24 protein-coding genes are annotated in these 23,822 nt (G+C 62.4%); 16 read left to right on the forward strand and 8 right to left on the reverse strand.

From position 1 onward, the window contains the following. Positions 1-11: 11 nt before the first annotated feature. From OOZ53_RS12545 to OOZ53_RS12585, 9 genes are all read left to right on the forward strand, one after another. On the forward strand, positions 12-1,400 hold the full coding sequence (locus OOZ53_RS12545; RefSeq protein WP_271089919.1) for an acetyl-CoA carboxylase biotin carboxylase subunit: 1,389 nt from the start codon (positions 12-14) through the stop codon (positions 1,398-1,400). After that, entirely contained in the window at positions 1,397-2,272 is an 876-nt protein-coding gene (locus OOZ53_RS12550) for a 5-oxoprolinase subunit B family protein (RefSeq protein ID WP_271089920.1), read from the forward strand. Before OOZ53_RS12545 ends, OOZ53_RS12550 begins: the two co-directional genes overlap by 4 nt. Continuing rightward, entirely contained in the window at positions 2,262-3,236 is a 975-nt protein-coding gene (locus tag OOZ53_RS12555; protein ID WP_271089921.1) for a 5-oxoprolinase subunit C family protein, read from the forward strand. The genes OOZ53_RS12550 and OOZ53_RS12555 overlap by 11 nt, the downstream gene beginning before the upstream one ends. Further along, positions 3,233-4,549, forward strand: coding sequence for a 4-aminobutyrate--2-oxoglutarate transaminase (locus tag OOZ53_RS12560; protein ID WP_271089922.1), 1,317 nt, complete (start codon positions 3,233-3,235; stop codon positions 4,547-4,549). The genes OOZ53_RS12555 and OOZ53_RS12560 overlap by 4 nt, the downstream gene beginning before the upstream one ends. A 64-nt stretch (positions 4,550-4,613) precedes the next feature. Continuing rightward, a complete protein-coding gene (bioB, locus tag OOZ53_RS12565) occupies positions 4,614-5,606 on the forward strand; it encodes a biotin synthase BioB (protein ID WP_271089923.1) in 993 nt (330 codons plus the stop codon). Then, positions 5,590-6,747, forward strand: coding sequence for an 8-amino-7-oxononanoate synthase (locus OOZ53_RS12570; protein WP_271089924.1), 1,158 nt, complete (start codon positions 5,590-5,592; stop codon positions 6,745-6,747). The genes bioB and OOZ53_RS12570 overlap by 17 nt, the downstream gene beginning before the upstream one ends. Then, entirely contained in the window at positions 6,744-7,370 is a 627-nt protein-coding gene (bioD, locus tag OOZ53_RS12575) for a dethiobiotin synthase (protein ID WP_271089925.1), read from the forward strand. Before OOZ53_RS12570 ends, bioD begins: the two co-directional genes overlap by 4 nt. 29 nt (positions 7,371-7,399) lie before the next feature. Further along, positions 7,400-8,668 (forward strand): adenosylmethionine--8-amino-7-oxononanoate transaminase, encoded by a 1,269-nt coding sequence (locus tag OOZ53_RS12580; protein ID WP_271089926.1) that lies wholly within the window; start codon positions 7,400-7,402, stop codon positions 8,666-8,668. Next, a complete protein-coding gene (locus OOZ53_RS12585) occupies positions 8,668-9,651 on the forward strand; it encodes a beta-ketoacyl-ACP synthase III (RefSeq protein ID WP_271089927.1) in 984 nt (327 codons plus the stop codon). The genes OOZ53_RS12580 and OOZ53_RS12585 overlap by 1 nt, the downstream gene beginning before the upstream one ends. Before the next feature lie 4 nt (positions 9,652-9,655). Here the strand turns inward: OOZ53_RS12585 and OOZ53_RS12590 are convergent, their stop codons facing one another. Continuing rightward, complete coding sequence (locus OOZ53_RS12590; RefSeq protein WP_271089928.1) at positions 9,656-10,432, reverse strand: beta-keto acid cleavage family enzyme; 777 nt, start codon at positions 10,430-10,432, stop codon at positions 9,656-9,658. A gap of 271 nt (positions 10,433-10,703) precedes the next feature. On the opposite strand from OOZ53_RS12590, the gene OOZ53_RS12595 reads away from it, so the two are divergent. Genes OOZ53_RS12595 through OOZ53_RS12605 form a run of 3 tightly spaced genes read left to right on the forward strand, consistent with a single transcriptional unit; the run spans position 10,704 to position 12,407 of the window. Then, positions 10,704-10,994 carry a PqqD family protein gene (locus tag OOZ53_RS12595; RefSeq protein WP_271089929.1) on the forward strand — a complete coding sequence of 97 codons (291 nt, stop codon included), beginning with the start codon at positions 10,704-10,706 and terminating at the stop codon, positions 10,992-10,994. Between the two features lie 22 nt (positions 10,995-11,016). Further along, the gene (locus OOZ53_RS12600; RefSeq protein WP_271089931.1) at positions 11,017-11,421 is read left to right on the forward strand and encodes a lasso peptide biosynthesis B2 protein; all 405 of its coding nucleotides are present in this window, start codon (positions 11,017-11,019) and stop codon (positions 11,419-11,421) included. Beyond that, the gene (locus OOZ53_RS12605) at positions 11,418-12,407 is read left to right on the forward strand and encodes a hypothetical protein (RefSeq protein WP_271089932.1); all 990 of its coding nucleotides are present in this window, start codon (positions 11,418-11,420) and stop codon (positions 12,405-12,407) included. Before OOZ53_RS12600 ends, OOZ53_RS12605 begins: the two co-directional genes overlap by 4 nt. Before the next feature lie 6 nt (positions 12,408-12,413). On the opposite strand, the gene OOZ53_RS12610 is transcribed toward OOZ53_RS12605, so the two are convergent. The 4 genes from OOZ53_RS12610 to OOZ53_RS12625 are packed head-to-tail and all read right to left on the reverse strand — an operon-like array spanning position 12,414 to position 15,689. Beyond that, entirely contained in the window at positions 12,414-13,430 is a 1,017-nt protein-coding gene (locus tag OOZ53_RS12610) for a nucleotidyltransferase family protein (protein WP_271089933.1), read from the reverse strand. Beyond that, positions 13,427-13,666, reverse strand: coding sequence for an acyl carrier protein (locus tag OOZ53_RS12615; RefSeq protein WP_271089934.1), 240 nt, complete (start codon positions 13,664-13,666; stop codon positions 13,427-13,429). Before OOZ53_RS12615 ends, OOZ53_RS12610 begins: the two co-directional genes overlap by 4 nt. Then, positions 13,663-14,250 (reverse strand): GNAT family N-acetyltransferase, encoded by a 588-nt coding sequence (locus OOZ53_RS12620; protein ID WP_271089935.1) that lies wholly within the window; start codon positions 14,248-14,250, stop codon positions 13,663-13,665. The genes OOZ53_RS12615 and OOZ53_RS12620 overlap by 4 nt, the downstream gene beginning before the upstream one ends. After that, positions 14,247-15,689: a class I adenylate-forming enzyme family protein gene (locus tag OOZ53_RS12625; protein WP_271089936.1), complete on the reverse strand. Its 1,443-nt coding sequence runs from the start codon at positions 15,687-15,689 to the stop codon at positions 14,247-14,249. The genes OOZ53_RS12620 and OOZ53_RS12625 overlap by 4 nt, the downstream gene beginning before the upstream one ends. 363 nt (positions 15,690-16,052) lie before the next feature. On the opposite strand from OOZ53_RS12625, the gene OOZ53_RS12630 reads away from it, so the two are divergent. The 4 genes from OOZ53_RS12630 (at position 16,053) to OOZ53_RS12645 (ending at position 21,281) form a co-directional block, all read left to right on the forward strand. Continuing rightward, complete coding sequence (locus OOZ53_RS12630; RefSeq protein ID WP_271089937.1) at positions 16,053-16,958, forward strand: MurR/RpiR family transcriptional regulator; 906 nt, start codon at positions 16,053-16,055, stop codon at positions 16,956-16,958. Between the two features lie 5 nt (positions 16,959-16,963). Beyond that, complete coding sequence (locus tag OOZ53_RS12635; RefSeq protein WP_271089938.1) at positions 16,964-17,935, forward strand: TAXI family TRAP transporter solute-binding subunit; 972 nt, start codon at positions 16,964-16,966, stop codon at positions 17,933-17,935. Positions 17,936-18,014: 79 nt separating this feature from the next. Continuing rightward, entirely contained in the window at positions 18,015-20,837 is a 2,823-nt protein-coding gene (locus tag OOZ53_RS12640) for a TRAP transporter permease (RefSeq protein ID WP_271089939.1), read from the forward strand. Positions 20,838-20,840: 3 nt separating this feature from the next. Next, positions 20,841-21,281 (forward strand): universal stress protein, encoded by a 441-nt coding sequence (locus tag OOZ53_RS12645; RefSeq protein WP_271089940.1) that lies wholly within the window; start codon positions 20,841-20,843, stop codon positions 21,279-21,281. Between the two features lie 75 nt (positions 21,282-21,356). Here OOZ53_RS12645 and OOZ53_RS12650 read toward each other — a convergent pair whose 3' ends face one another. The 3 genes from OOZ53_RS12650 to kce are packed head-to-tail and all read right to left on the reverse strand — an operon-like array spanning position 21,357 to position 23,820. Further along, on the reverse strand, positions 21,357-21,854 hold the full coding sequence (locus tag OOZ53_RS12650) for an OsmC family protein (protein ID WP_271089941.1): 498 nt from the start codon (positions 21,852-21,854) through the stop codon (positions 21,357-21,359). Beyond that, positions 21,851-22,882 (reverse strand): SMP-30/gluconolactonase/LRE family protein, encoded by a 1,032-nt coding sequence (locus tag OOZ53_RS12655; protein WP_271089942.1) that lies wholly within the window; start codon positions 22,880-22,882, stop codon positions 21,851-21,853. The genes OOZ53_RS12650 and OOZ53_RS12655 overlap by 4 nt, the downstream gene beginning before the upstream one ends. After that, on the reverse strand, positions 22,882-23,820 hold the full coding sequence (gene kce, locus OOZ53_RS12660; RefSeq protein ID WP_271089943.1) for a 3,5-dioxohexanoate:acetyl-CoA acetone transferase: 939 nt from the start codon (positions 23,818-23,820) through the stop codon (positions 22,882-22,884). The genes OOZ53_RS12655 and kce overlap by 1 nt, the downstream gene beginning before the upstream one ends. Between the last annotated feature and the right edge of the window lie 2 nt (positions 23,821-23,822).

Genomic DNA, 23,822 nt, shown 5'->3' on the forward strand with positions numbered 1-23,822 from the left:
GACGCGAAAAAATGCCCATCAATAAGCTCCTGATTGCCAATCGCGGCGAGATCGCCGTGCGGATCAACCGCGCCGCCCGCGAGCTCGGCATCCGCACCGTGCAGGTGCACAGCGCCGCAGACGCGGACTCGCTGGCCGTGGAACTGGCCGACGAGGCCGTCGATATCGGCCCGCCGGCGGCGGCGAAATCCTATCTCAATGCCGGTGCCATTCTTGAGGCTGCCCGCGAGACGGGCGCCGACGCCGTGCACCCCGGCTACGGATTCCTTGCGGAGAACGCCGAATTCGCCGACGCCGTGGAAACCGCCGGCATGATCTTTGTCGGCCCGCGCGGAGACACCATCCGCCGCATGGGCGACAAGGCCGCCGCCCGGCAGGCGGCGCAGGAAGCCGGCGTTCCGACGGTTCCCGGCAGCGACGGCCTGCTGACCGACCCGGGCGCAGCACGCGCGATTGCCGACAAGATCGGCTACCCGGTGATGATCAAGGCGACCGCCGGCGGCGGCGGACGCGGCATCCGCATCGCGCAGAACGGCGACGAACTCGACACGCTCGCCCCGCAGGCCGCATCCGAGGCCAACGCGGCTTTCGGCGATGGCGGGCTTTATCTTGAAAAAGTCATCGAGCGGGCCCGGCATATCGAGGTCCAGATTCTCGGCGACGGCAACGAAGTGGTTCACCTGTTCGAGCGCGAATGCTCGCTTCAGCGCAGGCGCCAGAAGGTCTGGGAGGAAGCGCCCTCGCCGGCCCTCGATGCTGAAACGCGCGAAGCGCTGTGCGGCTCCGCGGTGCGGCTGGCCAAATCGGTGGGCTATCGCGGCGCCGGAACCATCGAATATCTTTACGACGACAAGACCGGCGAATTCTATTTCATCGAGATGAACACGCGCATCCAGGTCGAGCATCCGGTGACCGAGGAAATCACCGGGGTCGATCTGGTCGCCGAAATGATCCGCATCGCAGGCGGCGCACCGCTGTCGGTCCGGCAGGCGGACCTTGCCATCAAGGGGCACGCGATCGAGGTGCGTATCAATGCCGAGGACCCGGCCAACAATTTCATGCCGTTTCCGGGCGTCGTCGCCGATTTCCGCTTCCCCGGCGGGCCCGGCGTGCGTTTCGATCACATGCTTTATCCCGGCTACCAGATCCCGCCCTTCTACGACTCGCTGCTCGGCAAGCTGATCGTCCATGGCGAGAGCCGCGAACACGCGATCGCCCGCCTGCAGCGCGCCGTTTCCGAATTCCGCATCGACGGGCTGAAGACCACGGCGCCGCTTTTCTCGGCGCTCGCCGAGGATGCCGAGGTTCGCTCGGGCGCTGTCCACACCGGATGGCTGGAGCCCTGGCTTGAAGACAACGGCGCCGGGCTGGCGCAGAACGAAGGAGGTCTTGCGGCATGACATCGCGATATTCATTCGGCGGCGACGAGCATATCTTCGTAGAGGTGAGCGAGGACATGTCGCTCGAAGCCTTCTTCAAGAGCCTGTCGATCACCAATTCGGTGCGCGAGGCCGGCATCAAGGGCATTACCGAAATCTGCCCGGCCAACGCCTCGTTCCAGATCAAGTTCGATCCGGACGTCATTCATCCCGACGACCTGATGACCGAGTTGAAGAGGATCGAGGAGACTGCGGAGCACGCAGAAGCGGTGCTGGAAACCCGTATCATCGAGATCCCGGTCTACTACCAGGACCCGTGGACGAACGAGACGCTGATGCGGTTCCGCGAGAGGCACCAGGATCCGGACTCCACCGATATCGAATATGCGGCGCAGATCAACGGCTTCGCAAATGTCGACGAATTCATCGCCGCCCATTCCGGCTCGCCGTGGTTCGTCTCCATGGTCGGCTTCGTCGCCGGGCTGCCGTTCCTCTATCAGATGGTCGACCGGCCAAGGCAGATCCAGGTGCCGAAATATCTGCGCCCGCGCACCGACACGCCGAAACTGACGGTCGGCTATGGCGGCAGCTTCTCCTGCATCTATTCGGTGCGCGGCGCCGGCGGTTACCAGATGTTCGGCATCACGCCGATGCCGATCTTCGATCCGGCGCAGAAGGTCACCTACCTCAAGGATTTCATGGTGTTCTTCAAACCCGGCGACATCGTCAAATGGAAGCCGATCAGCCGCGAGGAATATGACCGCGACGTCGCCGATGTCGAGGCGGGCCGTTTCATGCCGCGCATGAAGAACGTCGTCTTCTCGCTTGAGGAATTCAACAAAGACATCGATGGAACCAACGCAAAACTCCTGGAGGCGCTCAATGGCCGTTAAAGTCCTTTCCCCCGGGCTCATGACCACCATTCAGGACATGGGGCGGCCGGGCTATTATCATCTCGGTATTCCGATCGGCGGCGCGATGGACCGCCTGGCCCTGCGCACCGCGAACATGCTCGTCGGCAATGACGAGGGCGCGGCTGGGCTGGAAGCCGTCTTCATGGGGCCGGAACTCGAATTCACAAGCGATGCCGTGGTTGCCGTGACCGGCGCGGACCTGCCGCCGAAGCTGGACGGGCAAGCCATGGAGTGCTGGACCTCGTTCCCCGTCAAGGCCGGCCAGGTGCTTTCCTTCGACTATCTGCGGTCCGGCGCGCGCGCCTATATCGCGATCTCCGGCGGCATCGACACGCCGCCGGCGCTGGGCAGCCGCTCCACCTACGCCATCGGGGCGTTGGGCGGCGTCGACGGGCGCGCGATCCAGGCCGGCGATGAATTGCCGCTCGGTCCGTCCTCGGCAGATGCTGCAGGCAAAACCGTTCCGGATGCGCTGCGCCGCGCGCCCGGCAGTCCGGCCGAGCTGCGCGTCCTGCCCGGTCTCTACTGGCACCGGATCACCGAAACCTCCGGCGACCGGTTCTTCGAGGAGACCTGGAAGGTTGCCGGCGAGGCCGACCGCATGGGCTACCGGTTCCAGGGCGGCACGCCGCTGGACTTCATCGAGCGCGAACCGCCCTTCGGCGCGGGTTCCGACCCGTCGAACATCACCGATGCCTGCTATCCCTACGGCTCGATCCAGGTGCCCGGCGGCACCGAACCCATCGTGCTGCACCGGGACGCCGTTTCCGGCGGAGGTTACTTCATGATCGGTACGGTCATCTCCGCCGATATGGACCTCATCGGGCAGTTGCAGCCAAATACGCCGGCGCGGTTCGTGCGCACGGACATGCACGGCGCGCTTGCCGCCCGCCAGGACCGGGCACGCATGCTTGCATCGATCAGAGAGGCCCTGGCACAGTGACGGACGCATTGAATTCCGACCTTGCCGAACGGCGCAGCGCGGCCCTGTCGCGCGGCGTCGGCGTCATGACCGGCATCTACGCCGACCGCGCCCGCAATGCCGAGATATGGGATGTCGAGGGGCGCCGCCATATCGACTTTGCCTCCGGCATTGCCGTCGTCAATACGGGCCATTGCCATCCGCGCATCGTCGAAGCCGTGCGGGCGCAGCTCGACCAGTTCACCCATACCTGTCACCAGGTGGTGCCCTATGAGAACTACGTGTCCCTTGCCGAGCGGCTGAATGGGCTGGTTCCGGGAACGGGCGAGAAGAAGACCGTCTTTCTGACGACCGGCGCCGAAGCGGTGGAAAACGCCGTCAAGATCGCCCGCGCCGCAACCGGCCGCTCGGCGGTCATCGCGTTTAGCGGCGGCTTCCACGGACGCACATTCATGGGCATGTCGCTGACCGGCAAGATCTTTCCCTACAAGGCCGGTTTCGGCGCCATGTCCGGCGATGTCTACCACGCGCCCTTCCCGATCCCCATACATGGCATTAGCAGCGACGATTCGCTGGCCGCGCTCGACCGGTTGCTGCGCAGCGACGTCGACCCGGCGCGGGTGGCGGCGATCATCCTGGAACCGGTGCAGGGCGAAGGCGGGTTTTACCCGGCACCCTCCGCTTTCATGACGGCGTTGCGCGAATTGTGCGACCGGCATGGCATATTGCTGATCGCCGACGAGGTGCAGACGGGTTTTGCGCGCACGGGCCGCCTCTTTGCGATGGAACACCACGACGCCGCGCCCGATCTGACGACCATGGCCAAGAGCCTTGCCGGCGGATTTCCGCTCGCGGCGGTCACCGGCCGGGCCGAACTCATGGACGCACCACAGGCCGGCGGGCTGGGCGGCACCTATGGCGGCAATCCGCTGGCGATTGCCGCCGCCCATGCCGTCCTCGACATTATCGATGAAGAAGGGCTTTGCGCGCGTGCCGAACAGCTTGGCGCCCGCCTCAAGCAGCGCCTTGAGAGCCTGCGCGACACCGTCCCGGAGATTGCCGATATTCGCGGGCCCGGCTTCATGAACGCGGTGGAATTCAACCTGCCTGGCGGTGAGGCTCCCAATCCGGATTTTGCCAACGCCGTGCGCGCCAGGGCGCTGGAAAACAGGCTTATCCTGCTCACCTGCGGCGTGCGGGCCAACGTCATCCGTTTCCTGGCGCCGATCACGATCGAGGATGCGGTGTTCAGCGAAGCGCTCGACATTCTCGAAGACGCCATCCTGGCAAGCCGAAAGGCGCAAGCGGGCAGGCAAACCGCACTGGCGTCATAGCATTTGCGACAAACCGGTGCGGGTGCTAAACGAAGGCTCCTTTTCAATGAAGCGACACGATGCAATGAGTGAAACAGCCGCAAGAACCTGGACACGCGACGAGGCGGAAGCGATCTACAATCTGCCGTTCAACGACCTGATCTTCAGGGCGCAGAGCGTGCATCGCCAGCATTTCGACCCGAACCGGATCCAGAAGAGCCAGTTGCTCAGCATCAAGACCGGCGGCTGCCCGGAAGATTGCGGCTACTGCAGCCAGTCGGCGCATCACAAGACCGGACTGAGCGCCTCGAAACTGATCGAAGTCGAGCGCGTTCTGGCGGAGGCGCGACGCGCCAGGGATGCCGGCTCGACGCGCTATTGCATGGGCGCCGCGTGGCGCAATCCGAAACCGCGCGACATGCCGGCGCTGCTCGCCATGATCGAGGGCGTCAAGGCGATGGGCATGGAGACCTGCATGACGCTTGGCATGCTGACGCCCGAACAGGCGCTGGAGCTGAAGGGCGCCGGCCTCGACTATTACAATCACAATCTCGACACGTCCGAGCGCCACTACAGCGAAATCATCACCACCCGCACCTATGCGGACCGGCTGGACACGCTGGCCAATGTCCGCGACGCCGGCATGAAGATCTGTTCCGGCGGCATTCTCGGCATTGGCGAGGAGGCGCAGGACCGCATCGACATGCTGGTCACGCTCGCCAACCTGCCCGAACCGCCGGAGAGCGTTCCGATCAACATGCTGATCCCGATCGCGGGGACACCCCTTGCGGAAGCCGAACCGATCGAGCCGCTGGATTTCGTTCGCTCCATCGCGCTCGCCCGCATCATGATGCCGAAAAGCCATGTCAGGCTTTCCGCCGGACGGACCGAAATGTCCGACGAGACCCAGGCGCTGTGCTTCCTCGCCGGCGCCAACTCGATCTTCAGCGGCGACACGCTTCTGACAACGGACAATCCGGAAGACGATGTGGATGCGGTGCTGTTCCGCAAGCTCGGCCTGCAACCGGAGGCACTGGATGTGCAGGAGGAAACCGTCAGCCATGTTGCAGCGGAATGACGATCCGGGCCATCTGACGCGTTACGAGACCTCGCTGCGGCGTCTTGCGGGGCGCGGGCGGCATCGAAGCCTGTCGCAGAACGCCGGCATCGATTTTTCCTCAAACGACTATCTCGCCCTTGCCGGCGATGCCCGCATCGGCGAAGCGCTGCAGGCGGCCGTGGCACGCGGCGTTCCGATCGGCGCCGGCGGATCACGCCTCCTGCGGGGCAACGATCCGGAACATCTGGCGCTCGAAGCGGAGGCCGCGGCGTTTTTCGGATCGCAGGCCGCGCTCTATTTCGGCAGCGGCTTCATGGCCAATTACGCGCTGCTTGCCTGCCTGCCGCACAACGCCGATCTCGTCGTCCTCGATGAGCTCATCCATGCGAGCTGCCATGACGGCGCCAGCGCGACGCGGGCAAGGGTCAGTCTCGCCACCCACAATGATGCCAACGCGTTCGAAGATGCGATCATTGCGTGGCGCAGAGACGGCGGCACGGGCCGGCCGTGGCTGGTCGCCGAAAGCCTCTACAGCATGGATGGCGACCGCGCGCCGCTCAACGATCTGATCGCGATCGCCAATCGCCATGACGGATTCCTCGTGGTCGACGAGGCCCATGCCACCGGCGTCTTCGGGCCGGACGGGCGCGGCCTGGCGGCCGGCTTTGAGGGTCTCGACAATGTCATCGCCGTGCATACCTGCGGCAAGGCGCTGGGCGCGTCCGGGGCGCTTGTATGCCTGCCTTCGGTGCTCGCCGACTATCTGGTCAACCGCAGCCGCCCCTTCATCTACGCCACCGCGCCCTCGCCGCTGATGGCGAGCGCCGTGCGCGAAGCGCTGCGCGTCCTGAGGGACGAGCCGGAGCGCCGCGATCGCCTGAAACGGCTGGTAACGCAGATGACGGACGGTCTCGGGGAACTCGGCCGCGAAGCCACGGGCACGCAAATCCAGCCAATCGTGATCGGCGATCCTACCGCCACGATGCAATGCGCCGAAGCACTGCAGGCGCGCGGCTACGATATTCGCGGTATTCGGCCGCCGACCGTGGCGGAAGGCACGTCGCGCCTGCGCATTTCGCTGACCTTGAACGCCGACGAAGCGGCGCTGGCAGACATGCTTTCGGCGCTTGGCGAAGAACTGGATCGGCTGGGACTATGACCCGAATTGTCGTCCTTGGAACCGACACGGATGTCGGCAAGACCGTCTTTGCCGCCGGGCTGACGGCGGCGCTCGGCGCGACATACTGGAAACCCGTGCAGTCCGGCCTTGACGGCGATACGGATTCGCAGACCGTACAGCGCCTCGCGGAACTGCCGGATGACCGCGTGTTGCCGGAAACCTACCGGCTCAACAGCCCGCTCTCACCGCACCGCTCGGCGGAGATCGATGGTGTTGAGATCGACCCGGAAACGCTGACGCCACCTTCCGTCGACGGTCCGCTGGTGATCGAGGGGGCTGGCGGCGTCCTCGTGCCGCTGACCCGACAAACGCTCTTTGCCGACGTCATCGCCCGGTGGAATCTGCCGGCCGTCCTGGTCGGGCGGACGGCGCTCGGCGCGATCAACCACGCGCTTTTGTCCATCGAGGCGCTGCGGGCACGCGGCGTTCCGCTGCTGGGAATTGCCTTTTCTGGCGAGGAAATCGCGGATACGCAACGGACCATCGCGGAGATGGGCGCGATCCGCGAACTCGGCCGGCTGCCGGTGCTCGATCCGCTGACGCCGCAGACACTGAAGACAGCCTTTGCCGAAGCCTTCGATCGCGGCGATTTCCGCGGCTGAGCACAGCGTCCAGGCGCAAGGAAAAACCCATGAACGCCAAGAAGAACTTTCCCATATGGCACCCGTTTACGCAGCATGCCGTGCTGCCGGACATGACTCATATCGCCGGCGGAAAGGGCGCCTATCTGACGGCGAAGGACGGGCGCCGGATCTTCGATGGCATCTCAAGCTGGTGGGTCGTCACCCACGGCCATTGCGAACCGCGGATCATCGAGGCAATCCGCGACCAGGCGGGCAGGCTCGATCAGGTCATCTTCGCCGGTCATACGCACGACCCGGCCGAGGCGCTCGCCGAAAGACTGCTTGAAGTCACGCCGTCGACACTGAACCACGTGTTCTTCTCCGACAGCGGCTCCACCTCGGTCGAGGTCGCGTTGAAGATGGCACTCGGCTACTGGCGCAATATCGGCAAGACGGACCGCACCCGCATCGTCGTCATGGAGAACGGCTATCACGGCGACACGATCGGCACCATGTCCGTGGGCGAGCGCGGCGTTTTCAATGCAGCCTATGAACCCTTGATGTTCGATGTCACCTCCGTGCCCTTCCCGCGACCGAATGACGACGCGGCGACGATCGCCGCGCTTGAAGCCGCTTGCAGAAATGGCGATGTAGCGGCCTTCATCACCGAGCCGCTGGTGCTCGGCGCAGGCGGCATGTTGATGTATTCGCCAGATACGCTGGGGCAGTTGAAGGCCGTCTGCGAAGCTCATGACGTGCTGTTCATCGCTGACGAGGTGATGACCGGCTGGGGCCGGACCGGATCCATGTTCGCCTGCGAGATCGCCGGTGTCGAGCCGGATATTGCCTGCTATTCCAAGGGCATTACCGGCGGCTCGCTGCCGCTGGCGGTCACGCTGTGCCGTTCGGAAATCTTCGAGGCCCACTATTCGACCGACCGGTCGAAGACCTTCTTCCACTCCAGCTCCTACACGGCCAACCCGATCGCCTGCGCGGCCGCCGTTGCCAATCTGAAGATCTGGCAGGAGGAACCGGTGCTGGAAACAATCGGCAATCTTGCCGGCATGCAGCATGAGCGGCTGGCCCGCTTTGCCGAGGATGCGCGGTTCGAGAATATCCGCCAATGCGGCACCATCACGGCGATGGACCTGAAAGCCCGCGACGACGGTTATCTGTCCAATGTCGGCCCCAAGCTCTATGCCTTCTTCCAGGAGCGGAACCTGCTGTTGCGGTCGCTCGGCAATACGATTTATGTGATGCCACCCTACTGCTCCACAGCCGATGACCTCGATGTCGTCTATGGCGCGATCGCGGACGCGGCGGAGACCTTCGCCTGATGCCTGCCGGCGTTGCCATAGCGGGCCTTGGACACCACGCGCCCGAACGGGTGGTGCCGAACGCTGAAATCGAAGCGCGTCTCGGTCTCGAGGACGGCTGGATCGCCCGGCGCTCCGGCATTCACAGCAGGCGTTATGCGGCGCCCGACGAAGCGCTGACGGACATTGCCCTGCCGGCCGCCGAAATGGCCTTGCGCGAAAACGGCACCAGCGCCGGCGATATCGGGCTGCTGCTGCTCGCAACGAGCACGCCGGACCATCTGCTGCCGCCCTCCGCCCCCTTGCTGGCCCACCGGCTGGGTCTTTGTTCGCCCGGCGCCGTCGACATTACCGGCGCATGCGGCGGATTTCTCTATGCGCTCAGCTTTGCTGAGAACTTCGTGCGCTTGCAGAAAAAGCCGGCCCTGGTGGTGGCGGCCAATATTCTGAGCCGGCGCATCGACCCGCAGGAACGGGCAAGCGCGGTGCTCTTTGCCGATGCGGCAGGCGCGATTGTTCTGGAACCGGCGGCGGATCCCGATTGCGGCCTGCGGTCGCTGGAATTGCGGTCGGATGGCGAACAGTATGACCGCATCCTCATCCCGATGGGCGGTTCCCGTCGGCCGTTCTCGCCGAGCGCCGATCACGCTGCGCTCAAGATGCATATCGACAATGGCAAGCGTGTCTTTTCCCACGCCGTGCACATGATGGCCGAGAGCGCACGGACCGCGCTGGACCAATGCGGTATTGCCGTCGGCGACGTCGACCGTTTCATCCCGCACCAGGCCAATCAGCGCATGTTCGACGCCGTTGCCCACGCCATCGGCATCCCCGGCGAAAAGATCCAGTCCTCGGTCAGTGAATACGGAAACAGTTCAGCGGCGACCATACCATTGACGCTGTCGCTGGCGCACGGCGACAAACCCCTGCTTTCCGGGGAGACGCTGCTCTTTTCCGCGGCAGGCGCCGGCATGACCGGCGGATCGGCAGTCTGGCGGGTCTGAGCTGCTAACCCAGCACCCGCACCAATTCACGCACCCGCTCCGCATTGTCGGCGGCGATCAGGCCGTCGCGGTTCCACAGGCTGTTTTCGAAACCGATGCGGGCATGTCCGCCGCGCCGCACCGCCTCGGCAAGGCAATCCGTCTCGTTGCGGCCGAAAGCACACAGACCCCACTGGACACTGCCTTGCACATAATCCTGGAGCGCCAGGGCGCTCAGGAACGGGTCCATGTCCGATACTTCGCTCTGCTGGTCCTTGGCGTAACGCCCGAGCACGAAGAGGATCTGCAGTTCGTCGGCCGGAATGACGCCAGCCTCGATCCGCCTGAAAAGCTCGGCGACCTCGCCGGCCTCGTACAATATGTGCTGGACCGCGATGTCCGCGTCCCGCGCCCAGTGGTAGAATTCGCGCGCCGCCCGGACCTCGCCTTCGTCGGGCACCATTTCGCGCAGCGCCACGGACACAGCCTTGGGCATGACGTCGCGCACAACCTGCCGCTGCTGGCCCGGGCTGTAGCGCCCGACCGCTTCCGTGGTGATCTGAACGGCCATGTCGGGAACAGCGACGGAAAGCTGTGCGATCAATTCGCGGTACAGCCCGGCGTCCAGCGTATGTCCGCCCTTGTCGTCGCGCACATGGGCATGGATTGCCGGCGCGCCGGCGGCAAAGCAGGCTCTTGCGGCGTCAACGGTTTCGTCAATCGTGACGGGCAAGGCCGGGTGGTCCGCCTTGCCGCGCCGTGCGCCGTTCGGGGCGACCATGATGCGGGCGAGGTTCTTCAAAACGAATGTCCCATTGATAGCCTGAATAAAACCGTCATATCAGCCGTGGCGAGAAAGTCTGTTGCGCGCGGATGATACGTTCGTTTCGGTTCCTGGCAAATCAGGTAATTTGATATCCGAGATCAGCAGCCGGGCCAGGCTGTGTTGCCTTTGCAACTCAGCAAATCGCAATTTCCAAACACGATAACCTTTTGAGAAGGTTGGATTCGAACAGCGGTTGAAATAGTGCTAGAGCGGGTCTGGGACTTCGGCCAATACAGGGAGAGACAGGATGGCGTTGGATCCTAACCAGACCTTCAGGCTCGCGGACAAGGCGACATTTCGTTCCGTCGGAGACAGCGGCGTTATTCTCATGACGGATACGGGACAGATCTATTCCTGCAACAGCACCGCCGAAGCCTTTCTGCGTCTCACCGACGGGAACCGGAACATTGGCGCCACGGCCGATGCGGTTTGCGATGAGTTCGATGTCTCGCGCGAACAACTCCTGTCGGATCTGGATGAGTTGCTGACCTATCTTCAGTCGGAAGGCGTGATCGACACCATCGATGCAGACGCTTAGCGCTGACCAGGCTTCCCGCCAGATGCGAAAACCCAGACAACGGCTGTTTCGAATTGAACTTTGGCTGACGGCCCGCCTGTTGCCCCTGCTGATCGCGGGGCGGGATCTGGAAGGCGCGCTTCGGCTGGCTGACGGCACAGAATCGCGGCGTTACGACGGCCTTGCCGCAGACGCGATCGCACATGCGGTGCTCAGGGTCACCCGCCGGCCGTGGCTGATGCGCGACCGTCGCTGTTTCCGCCAAGGAATCCTCGGATACCGCTTCCTGAAGATGGCCGGTTACAGCCCGCAGCTGCATTTCGCCATTGACGAAAAAAGCCTGAACGAACCGGTGATCGACGCCCATTGCTGGGTCGTCCTCGACGGCAAACCGGTGCTCAACGACATCATGGACGGCATGTTTCCGATCCATGTTCACCCGGCATGACCAGGCAATATTTCGATCTCGCCGGACTGCGCCTGGAGGTTACCACCGATGCGCCGCGTATCCTTGTGCCGCTGCTCAGCCTGATCGGTGAGTGGGCGGTGCCGTTCGACGAAAATGTCGCTCCGCAGTGCCGGTTCTCGCTGGTCCATGGACCGGTGGAAGCGTCGTCGCCGCCAGCCGATGTCTTCTTTCACGGCATGATCGGCGATGAAGGTCCCTTTCAACTCTCAGGCAATGCGGATTGCTGGCATTTGCTCGCGCCGGACCGGATCCGGGCGTGCTTTGACAGAACGAACGGCACCGTGGAGTTTACCGTCGGGCCGGCATGCAATGGCGAGATACTGAGCATTGCGACAAGCTATGCCCTCGATCACATCGTGGGCGCCGCGGGCCACGTCATGGTTCACGCGGCCTGCATCGAGACACCGGACGGAAGCGGCAGGCTGGTGTTGCACGCACCAAGCGGCACCGGCAAGACGACAACCGCCCTGGCGCTGGTCGAAGCGGGATACCGGTTGTGCACCGATGATGCGACGATCCTTACGCCGACCGCAGACGGGCAGGTTCTCGTCCGAGGCGTGCCACGTCCAATCAAGGTGCACCGAAAAACCGCAGGCATCTTTCCCTGGCTGGGCGCCATGATCAAGCCGGAAAACTGGGACGAAAACGAAGAGCAATGGGTGGCGCGCAAGGTCCTGGCGACGAAGGGGTGCCTCGCGGCGGACGATGCACGGCCGGTGATATCCGTCATTGCATTGCGCCGGTCAGGGCTTCCGATGCAATTGACGGAGCTGAACGGCGCGGATGCTTTCGGAGAGATCATCGCCGACAATATCGATCTTGGTGCGGCGGGCCTGTTTCCCGGCCACGAGGAGCGGCTGGATATATATTCCCGGACCCTTGCATCCTGCGTCTGCTACAGGCTCGACATCAACGGTACGCCCGATGATGTCGCGGCCATGATCGATGCGGCCCTGACCAAATAGGCGGCCTCAGCGCGGCGCGACGCGCTGCACCCAACGGAAGGCGTGTCGCCGCATGCGCGAGCGGTGGCCGGCATCGTTCCACGTATCGATAACGGCGTCCCGTGTGACCAGTCCGCGTGCGAAACCGTATTCCCGGCCAGGCGACAGGCTGTCGCGCACATGCCGCGAGGCTTCATCGCCAAACAGCGCACAGACCAGGTCGAGACAGACAAGGACCTCCAACCGCGCCCGCAGCATATCGAGCACCGTATTCAGGTGCCGGATATCCTCCTCCGTCAGTTTTCTCGCCGCCTGCATGACATCGGCAAGCAGTTGCAGGCGATGAAATTTGTGACCGGCAGATGCATGTATGACCGCGGTCATGAAATAGGCCACATTGGGAAAATCGCCGTCACCCGAAGCGGTCCAGTATTCGTCATGGCCGAAAGAGACGCGCCACCTCAGGCTTGCGTAATGGACGAGATTTCCGTGCAGTTCGATCAGAATGTTTTGGTTGTCCTCGCGAACCCATTTCTGTTCCATGTTGCGGGCGGAATTGTCGAACATCTGCTTCTGATACAACAGGAAGCCAGCATCTTTGAGGATCGCACCGACGGCAGGCACCGATGCCGGGTGCGCCAGGACGTCGACATCGGTAAACGGCCGGTCAGAAGCCCGGTCGTACAACGCCTTGGCAAAGACCTGACCTTTGACAATGACCGCATTAAGGCCCTGTGCGTCGATCGCCGTCGTCAGCTGCAGCGCATGGGCTTCCAGGACAAGAGCATGCGCATTCGCCAGGAGCTGACGCTCGCGCACCGCGTCGATCAATGTCGGATAGGGCGGCTCCTGTGGCAGAATGCCGGTCAGCTTTCTCAGCGCTATTGGCTCGATGCCGTGGTGCAGGATGGCGTCGAAGAGCTGTTTTGGCGGCAGGGCAAGGCATGCATCGGCGAAAGGTCCCTCTGCCTGCGGGTCCGCCAGGTCACACAGGACCTGTCCGAGGTCGCCATTTTGCGATTGATGCTCGTTCGACGCACTCATTGTGGCTGGTTCTGAGCTTCCAGGAAATCCGCGATGGACTGTACGGAAACAATACTGACGATCGATTCCGGCGTCAGCTGTTTTCCGGACAACTCCTCGACGGCAAGGATGATGCCGATGTGGGCAATGCTGTCCCATGCGGCCAGCGACTCGATACCGGCCTCCTCCGGAAGCTGATCCAGCGGCGTACGGGTGGCCTCGGCAACGATCCGCCGTGCATCCTCCATTGCCTTCATGCTTCGGCTCCCGGTAGGTAGGGCGGGAAGTTTTCTTTCAGCAGCTCGAAATTCAAGTAGTCCACCGGAACATTGGTCTTTGTGTTGAAATTGCAGCGGTGCATGGTGCCGCTGTGATTGAAACCCAGCTTTCGGTAATTGAGGACCGAGGCAAAATTGCGCGCCTCGACCGACCCCGTGAAACGCTCCACACCGGCATGGCGGACGAATTGCGCCATGATCGCCTTTCGCACCTCGAGCGGAACGCCCTTGCCCCACCAGTCGCGATCGAGAATAACGACCCCCAGCGTCGCCGAGCGGTAGGGCACGAGGTAAATCTCATGGTAGCCGATACATTCATCGCTGCCGGTCGGGATGATCTCATACATGAAGCGCGAACGGCCGTTCGGCAGCCTGTATTTCCGGATCAGGCGCCACCATCCCGCCTTCTTGTCGCTGTGCGAGAGCTGCAGCAGAATCTCCGCATCCTCGTTCATTTTCTTGAACAGCTGCAGGGCACGCAACCTGCCGGCCGGCCTGACCACGAAGCGCTCTGTCTCGATTGTTTTTTCGAGAGCGGCAATCCGGCGCCGATGCCACTTCATGATGTCTTTTCCTGTTGCTGTGCGAAGGCCCGAACCTGGCTTCTGACGATCTTGCCGCGATCGTTTCGGGGTATTTCGTCCACCATGTACAGAACCGCGGGAACCGCCTCAGCACGTACGCGCTCACGGCACCACTGCCTGATGTCCTCCGAAGCCGCCGCATCATTCCGGCCAAGGACGATGGCGGCGGCAACGACTTCGCCGCTGGCAGGATCCTCGATGCCGAAGGCACAGGCCTCGTCGACCGAGGGGTGACGCTCGAGCAGCATATCGATCTCCTCCGCCTGTATCTTGATGCCGGCGCGATTGATCTCCGACTTTATACGGCCAACCAGGGTCAAATCACCGGCATCGCCGACCACGCCGATATCGCCGGTGCGGAACCAGCCGCCGATGAACGCCGCATCCGTTTTGTCGGGTGCGTCCAGGTAGTGCTGCATGATGCTCGGCGATTGCACCAGCACCTCACCCTTGCCGGTGTCGCTTACCGATCCGTCCTCGCCGAGCACGGCGCAGCGTCCGCCCCAAATATGTCCGACATAGCCGTCCCGGCCTTCTGCGTCAGCGAGCGTACCGCCGCCGATCCAGTTCGCTGTCTCGGTCATGCCGAACATGTTGTAGACATTATCCGTTCCGGTCCATTGTGCGATCGACCGCCAATGCTCGATCGACAGCGGCGCCGAGCCGACATGGACCCGCTCCGGCGCGGATTGCGGCGGCGACGACATGCGCATGGCAAGTTTCCAGAAAGACGGGACGGAACTCATGAACGAAATCCGGTGTTCGTCGAGCACGTTTCCCAGCGATGCCATCTCGGCAAGGCCGGGGCTGCACCAGAGAAAAAGGCTGCCGCCGGCGGCCAACGGCGTCAGACAGTTTCCGATAAGGCCGTGACCGAAGAACATGGGCAGCACGCAAAGGCTGCGTTGAAGCGGACCGGCGCCCATTTGGGCGACATTGAGCGAGACGCGCGCATGAAGAGAGCGCAGCGTGTGGACTATGCCTTTCGGAACACCGGTTGTGCCCGAGGTCATCAGAACCAGCGCCGGCTGATCAGGCCCCAATGGATTGAACGCTGCATGTTGCTTTTGCGGCGGGTTTTCGAAACCGCAGGCAAGCTTGCCATACCAGGCCAGCGCGCCCGTATGCGCAATCACGTTTTCCTGTTCTTCGGCGCCCAGACCCGGATTGACAACGACCGCACAGCGGCCGGCCGCCCAGGCTGCGAATATCATCACCAGCATGTCGACGGCGTCCGCCTCGGCAATGACCACCGGGCCCTGCCGTCCGTCGGTCTGCGCCGCGATCAGAGCGGCACCCGAGGCAATCTTTGCCGCCAGCTCAGCGCTGCCAAGGGATCGCTCGCCGCGTATGTCGAACACCTGCGCTGAAGCCGGAAAAGCATCAAACAGCGGAATGGAAACGAGATCGTCCGTCATGTGTTTCCATCTCGGTACATGCGCCCCATGCAACTTGTCAGGCCAACGTGAAGCAAACTCATATGCAAGATTTTCCCGTCGATCGTATACTGGAAAGACCCTATGGGTTTATCAGCGTTTGATTCAATCCGAAACAACAATGCATTTGGCGCCACAAATAATATGGCTTGTGTCCGTGGCGCGTCCCGGTGGGCCTGAACCGATTGGCCCGGTGAACATAATTCAGCCATCTGGCGCGGTGAATATGGCAATCCGATCCGAGATTATCGGCCGCGATCTTGATACAAATGTTTCACTATTTGACAAAATTGGATTTGTTTGAAACAGTCTGTTTCAGAACCGGATAACCGGCGGAGGAACGGGTTGGAGAGCCGTGTATCAATCAACGACCTGATTGCGCTTCACTATGACGGCCTCAGCCCGCAGCTGAAGATTGCCGCCGACTATGTGGTCGAGAACCACCATGATGTCGCCAGCCGTTCCCTGCGCGCGACGGCGGCAAGCAGCAAGCTCAACCCACCGACTTTCTCACGGCTCGCGCGGGCACTGGGCCTCGGCTCCTATGAGGAGATGCGCGAGCTTTGCCGAAACGAAATCAAGCACCGCAACATCAGCTTCGCCGACAAGGCGACATTGCTGCAACTTGAGGGCGCCGACGACGAGCACGGCGAGAAGGCACCTTTTGCCCTGCGCCAGGCGGCCTCGGCCATGCGCAACATCGACCAGTTCGTCAATGATCTGGATGTGGCGCGCCTGCGCCTCGTGGCGGACCGGCTGGTTGCATCCAGAAACGTCTTTGTCGCCGGCTCACTGGCTTCCGTCGGCTTTGCCCAGTATTTCGGCTACCTGGCCAATCTCGCCTTCACGAACTGGCAGGTGCTCGGCCTCGACGGCATTGCCCTTGCAACATCACTGACCGGGATCAAGCAGGAAGATGCTGTGGTCATCATCATGAAGGATCCCTACGCGAAGCGTTCGGTCGATGCCGCGCAGATCGCCCATGAATCGGGGGCCTTCGTCATTGTCATATCGGATTCCATGGCTTGTCCGGCATTTCCCTTTGCGACGCACCATTTCATTGTCCCGACGGATAGTCCGCAATTCTTCTCCTCCTACATCGCCACGCTCCTTCTGCTGGAATCGCTGATGGGCATGGTGATCCGCCGTTCGGGGCCAGATACGAGCGAGCGCCTGAAGGAAGTGGAGACGAATAATCACCGGCTCGGAGAATACTGGCCGGTGGACCAATTAACATCGAACAGGGAGTAGTAAAGATGTTATCACGACGCAACATGCTTGCCGGCACGGCCGTGGCTCTATCCATGGGTCTTGCCGGAACGGCCATTGCGGAAGAAACCTTCGTCACAATCGGAACCGGCGGTCAGACCGGCGTCTACTACCAGGTGGGCGGCGCCATCTGTCGCCTCGTCAATCGCGGCACCAAGGATCACGAAATCAAGTGCACGCACACAACGGGCGGTTCGGTGGCCAATATCAACGGCATCCGCACCGGCGACCTCGACCTCGGCGTTGCACAGTCGGACTGGCAGTATCATGCCTATAACGGCACCGCCCCGGACAAGTTCCCGGACGGCAAGTTCGACGGTCTGCGGGCCGTGTTCTCCGTGCATCCGGAACCCTTCACGGTCGTTGCACGCGCCGATTCCGGCATCAACACCATTGACGACCTGAAGGGTAAGCGCGTCAATATCGGCAACCCGGGCTCCGGCCAGCGCGGCACGATGGAAGTGCTGATGGACAAGATGGGCTGGTCGATGGACGATTTCGCGCTCGCCTCCGAGCTTAAATCATCCGAGCAGGCCGCCGCGCTTTGCGACAACAAGGTCGACGCGATCGTTTTCACGGTGGGTCACCCGAACGGCTCGATCAAGGAAGCAACGACGTCCTGCGAATCGAAACTGATCAATGTCGACAACGATGCGGCCAAGTCGCTCGCAAACGACAATGACTTCTATGCAATGGCAACCATCCCCGGCGGCATGTATGCCGGCACAGACAGCGATGTCACAACGTTCGGTGTTGGTGCGACCTTCGTGTCTTCGTCCGACACGCCGGAAGAAGTCGTTTACGAGATCACCAAGGCCGTCTTCGAGAATTTCGACCGGTTCAAAAAGATGCATCCGGCCTTTGCAAATCTCAAAGAAGAGAACATGATCAAGAACAATCTGTCCGCGCCGCTGCATGACGGCGCCGTCAAATACTACAAGGAACGCGGCTGGATGTAGTTCGGCACGTTGACCGGGGGCGGATTTCGATCCGCCCCCGATTGCCTTTTGAGGTCCAAAAGGAATTGCGGGGGAGACAATGGCGCAGGAAGACACCGGCAAACTCAGCAGCGAGGAACTTGAAGACCTCGTCGCATCGACCGACACCGGCGGACGCAAACCCACCAACCATTCGGTGGCGTTGCTGATCGCGGGCACGGCCCTTGCCTGGTCATTGTTCCAGGTCTGGATTGCCTCGCCATTGCCCTACACGACCGGCTTCGGCGTCTTCTCAAGCGGCGAGGCCCGGCCCATCCACCTAGCCTTCGCGCTGTTTCTCGCCTATCTCGCCTATCCGGCGTTCAAATCATCGCCGCGCCGGGTCATACCGACCGGCGACTGGGCGCTGGCGATCGGCGCCGCATGCTGCTCGCTCTATCTCTTCGTCTTCGACACGGAAATCATCAAGAGCATCATGGGCACGCGCCTTTCCGACCGGCCCAACAATCCAAACCAGCTCGACGTGATCGTCTCCGTGCTCGGCATCATCCTGCTCCTGGAAGCAACGCGCCGCGCACTGGGGCCGCCACTGATGATCGTCGCCATCGTCTTCCTCGGCTACACGTTCCTCGGACCCTACGCCCCGGGCTTCCTTGCCTGGAAGGGCGCAAGCTTCAATGCCGTCGCCTATCACCAGTGGCTCTCCACGGAGGGCGTCTTCGGCATCGCGCTCGGCGTTTCGACGGACCTGGTCTTCCTGTTCGTTCTGTTCGGCGCGTTGCTCGACAAGGCCGGGGCCGGCAATTATTTCATCAAGGTGGCGTTCTCGCTGATGGGTCATCTGAGCGGCGGGCCGGCGAAAGCCGCCGTGGTCGCTTCCGGCATGACCGGCCTGATCTCCGGATCATCCATCGCCAATGTGGTGACCACTGGAACCTTCACCATCCCCATGATGCGCCGCGTCGGCTTTTCCGCCGAAAAGGCCGGTGCTGTGGAAGTTGCCTCGTCGGTCAACGGCCAGATCATGCCACCGGTCATGGGCGCCGCCGCCTTCCTGATGGTGGAATATATCGGCATATCCTATTTCGAGGTCGTCAAGCACGCCTTCGTGCCGGCGATCATCTCCTACATCGCGCTTGTCTATATCGTGCATCTTGAAGCCAAGAAGCTCGGCATGGCCGGCCTCGACCGGGCCACCGAACCGAAGCCGCTGAAATGGGGCCTGATCTCTTTCGGCATCACCATGGCGATCATCCTCGCCGCCGCCAGCGCGATCTATTATCTGTTCCTCGCCTTCGAGGCGCTGCAGGAAGCCGACAGCCGCGTCCTGGCCATCGCCGTCATCCTGGGCATTATCTTCACCATCTTCGCGATGCTCGGCGCACGGCTGAGCGAAGAGCGCAAGATCCAGGTGATTTCGACCGGCGCGCAGGTCCTTGGTTTCACCGTCATCGGCGCGTTCGGCGTGTTTTACCTGATCCAGACCGTCAGTGCGCTCGCCGGCGCCGCCACGCCGTGGATCATCGCCGCGCTGCTTGCCGTCACCTATGTCGGGCTGGTGCGCTTCTGCGCCTCCTATCCGGAGCTCGAACTCGACGATCCGAACGAACCCGTCGTGCGGCTGCCCAAGCCGGGACCGACCGTCAAGTCGGGCCTGCATTTCCTGTTGCCGGTGCTGGTGCTGATCTGGTGCCTGATGGTCGAGAGGTTGTCGCCATCGCTGTCCGCCTTCTGGGCAACGGCCTTCATGATCTTCATTCTGCTGACGCAGAGGCCGCTCTTTGCGATGTTCCGCGGAGAAAACCGCGACGGTGCTTTCGCACGCGGCTTCAACGAGCTGATCGACGGCATGATCGCGGGCGCGCGCAACATGATCGGCATCGGCATCGCCACGGCAGCCGCCGGCATCATCGTCGGCGCCGTCTCGCAGACCGGCGTCGGCGCAGTGCTTGCCGCCTTGGTCGAGTTCCTGTCGCAGGGCCAGATCATGCTGATCCTGATCTTTACCGCGATCCTGAGCCTGATCCTCGGCATGGGTTTGCCGACGACGGCGAACTATATCGTCGTTTCATCGCTGCTGGCGCCGGTGATCGTGGCGCTCGGGCAGGAGAACGGTCTCATCGTGCCGTTGATCGCGGTGCACCTCTTCGTCTTCTATTTCGGCATCATGGCGGATGTCACGCCACCGGTGGGCCTTGCGTCCTTCGCGGCCGCGGCGGTGTCGGGGGGCGATCCGATCCGAACCGGCTTCGTGGCATTCTTCTATTCGCTGCGCACGGCACTGCTGCCGTTCCTGTTCATCTTCAACACGGACCTGCTCCTGATCGACGTTTCCTGGGCTCAGGGGATTTTCGTCTTCATAATCGCAACGGCGGCGATGCTCATCTTCACAGCCGGTTCGCAAGGGTTCTTCATCGCGCGCTCGCGCATCTGGGAATCTCTGGCGCTGTTGCTGATCGCCTTTACGCTGTTCCGGCCGGGTTTCTGGATGGATTATGTCGTGCCGCCCTTCTCGAACGTCAATCCGGCGCAGATCGTCCAGGCGATGGGCGAAGCGGAGCCCGGATCGCAGATGCGGGCCATTGTCGACGGCCTTGACGACGTGGGCGATCCGATCACGCTCACCATGGTGATTGATGTCGGGGACGAACCCACGGGCGAGGAACGGCTGGAGGCCTTCGGACTCGAAATCTTCGAGGATGACGGCAAGGTGCTGGTCGACAATGCCATTTTCGACTCCAAGGCACAGGCTGCCGGGTTCGATTTCGACCAGGTGATCAGCCAGTTGCTGGTGCCTGCGCCGCAGCCGAGCAAATACCTGTTCTACATCCCGGCCCTGGCGCTTCTGGCGCTGATCTTCCTGCTGCAGCGCCGCCGCCGCGACGACACGCCGGAACCCGCAACCGTCGAACAGGGGGCATAGATCATGGCAGAGACGAACATCTTCAAGAAGATACTTGCCACGATCGATCTCGGCGACGAGGAATCATCCGTCAAGGTCATTCAGGCGGCGCTGGAGGTGATGGTGGCGGAGGACACGCTGCATGTCGTGTGCGTGGTGCCAGACTACGGGCGCAGCATCGTCGGCACGTTCTTTCCGGCCGATCACGAGAAACAGATGATCGAACATGCGACCGACGAGCTGCACGCCTTTACCGCCAGGCACGTGCCGAAAGGCACGCGCGTGCAGCACATCATCGCCCATGGCAGCATTTATGAAGAGATTATCGCGGCAGCGGATCAGTGCGAGGCGGACCTGATCGTTGTCGGTTCACACCGTCCCGCCCTGAAGGACTACCTTCTGGGACCGAATGCGTCTCGTGTCGTGCGGCATGCGCGCCAGTCCGTTCTGGTCGTGCGGCATTAGCGGCCGCCAGACAACTTTGCCAGACGACACCCGACGTAGTGCCCGCCGCTCACCGCCCTGAGCGGCGGGCGCACATTAGACGTCCTTCCAGCCATCCGCGGTCTTCATGCGGTGGTTGATGGTGTTTCCGACGCCGAGCGTCTGTTCGATGAAGCAGCCCTTCTTGGCCGTTTCTATAAGCGCCACCACTTTGTCTTCCGGGTCGGGGCTTTCGATCAAAACGTCGATTTCGAAGCTCTTTGGCGCGGTCTCGTAAACCCGGCCGACCGCCTGCCAGTTCCACTGTATGCGGGTGTGGACATCGAGATTGTCGACGGTCACGCCCAGCCTTTTTGCGAAAGCGCGGATTTGCGTCATGATGCAGCCGGTGAGCGAGCCGACGAACAGCGCCAGCGGCGGCGGCGCGGAGGCATCGCCACCGTGAAAAGCACCCTCGTCCGTCGCCATTTCAAACTCTTCCTTGAACGGCTTGACCATCTCGATCGCAAGTTCGTTGCGCATCTTGCCGACCGCCGTGCCGCGGCAATCGAACTGCACGACGGCCTTTTCGGGCATAGCACCGATTTCGCTCATGATTGTCTTCCCTCATTCCAGTGAACCATGGGCAGCCCCGCCACGGGTGAGCGGAACCACGGGATCGTCGTGCCGCGCAGGCTGCCGATATAGACGTTTTTCAGATCCTGTCCGCCAAAGGTGACGCTGGCCATCCATGGTGCGATCGAACCACCGCAGGCCACCGCCAGATCGGGTGTCACGCGGTCTTCTTCAAAAGCCTGCAACAGTGTCTTGCCGGCCTCGGACCCGTTGTCGTCGTCGAGAATGATCTGCAAATCGCCCTCGGGCGTGATGGCAAAGATGCGATCGGTCATGACATGGGTGCCCCAAAGATTGCCATGGGCATCGAAGGCAATGCCGTCGATGAAGGCGCCGTGATCGGACGGGCCGTAGGTTTCGCGGTTGCCGAGCGAACCGTCATCGCCGACCCGCATGCGGGTGATCCTGCGGGCGGTCGTCTCGACAATGTAGAGCCATTCCTCCTTCGCATCGAGGCGGATCTCGTTGGTGAAGGCGAACCCGTCCGCGACGATCCGCAAGCCTTTGCCGTCGGCGAGTGCAACAAAGCCGTCGCGGATATTGGGGCTGATCGCCTTCATCCAGTTGGGGACCATGGTCGAGACCGTCAGCCAGATACGGTCCTTGGAATCGCGCAGCACGAAATTGACCTTGCCGATCGGCGCGCCGTCGATCGCATCATGGAGCACCTGTGTCTCGCCGGTCCGTTTCATGATCTCCAGCCGGTCAGTGCCGAAATTGGATATCAGGATGTCGCCATTGCGGGCGAAAGCGAGCCCATTGGGCAGGGTGCCTTCCGTGAAGCGGGCCGCCTCATCCGCCGCCTCCGCAAAATCCGTGCGCTCCGACTGGGTGATGATCCGCTGGCTGCCGTCCGGCGCGATATGGACGACGCCGCCGCGCGCATCGGCCGACCAGAGCGAGCCGTCGGGTTCGGCCAGGATGCACTCCGGGCGCTGCAGATCCTCTCCGATGGTCCGGATATCGGCCGGATCGACCTGGAAACCGATGATCGGATTGATTGCCATCAGAAATTGACCCGGTCGCCGCCCTTGAGGTCGAGGATGGCGCGCGCATCGTCCGGCGAGGCGATTTCCATTCCAAGTTCTTCGAGGATGGTCCTGATCTTGCGCACCTGCTCCGCGTTCGACTGGGCGAGCTGTCCCCTGGCGATGAAGAGCGAATCCTCAAGCCCGACCCGGACATTGCCGCCCATCATGGCGGCCTGGGTGATGAAGGGCATCTGGAAGCGCCCGGCGGCAAGCACCGACCAGACATAATCGTCGCCGAACAGCCGGTCCGCCGTCTGCTTCATGAACATGACATTTTCCATGTCGGCGCCGATGCCGCCGAGAATGCCGAAGATCGACTGGACCAGGAAAGGCGGCTTGATGAGGCCGGCATCGACGAAATGCGCCAGATTGTAAAGATGCCCGATATCGTAGCATTCATGCTCGAAGCGCGTGCCGCAGCCCTCGCCGAGCCGCTCGAGGATCATGCGGATATCCTTGAAGGTGTTGCGGAAGATGAAGTCCTCGCTGCCGGCCAGAAACTGCGGCTCCCACGGATATTTCCAGCTCGGATATTTGTCGGCCAGCGGATGCAGCGAGAAGTTCATCGAACCCATATTGAGCGAGCACATTTCAGGTTCGGCGCGCAGCGGCGCGGCAAGGCGCTCCTCCACCGTCATGCCGAGCCCGCCGCCCGTGGTGATATTGATGACCGCGTTGGTCGCCTGCTTGATGCGCGGCAGGAACTGCATGAAGACGTCGGGATCGGGCGTCGGGCGGCCGTCTTCGGGATTGCGCGCATGCAGGTGCAGGATCGAGGCGCCGGCCTCGGCCGCATCGATGGATTGCTGGGCAATCTCGTCCGGCGTCACCGGCAGATTAGCGGACATGGTCGGCGTATGAATGCCGCCGGTGACCGCGCAGGTGACAATCACCTTCTTCATTTTCTGAGCCATGG

This window comes from Allohoeflea poritis, from assembly GCF_027889715.1.
Taxonomy (GTDB): Bacteria; Pseudomonadota; Alphaproteobacteria; order Rhizobiales; family Rhizobiaceae; genus Hoeflea_A; species Hoeflea_A poritis.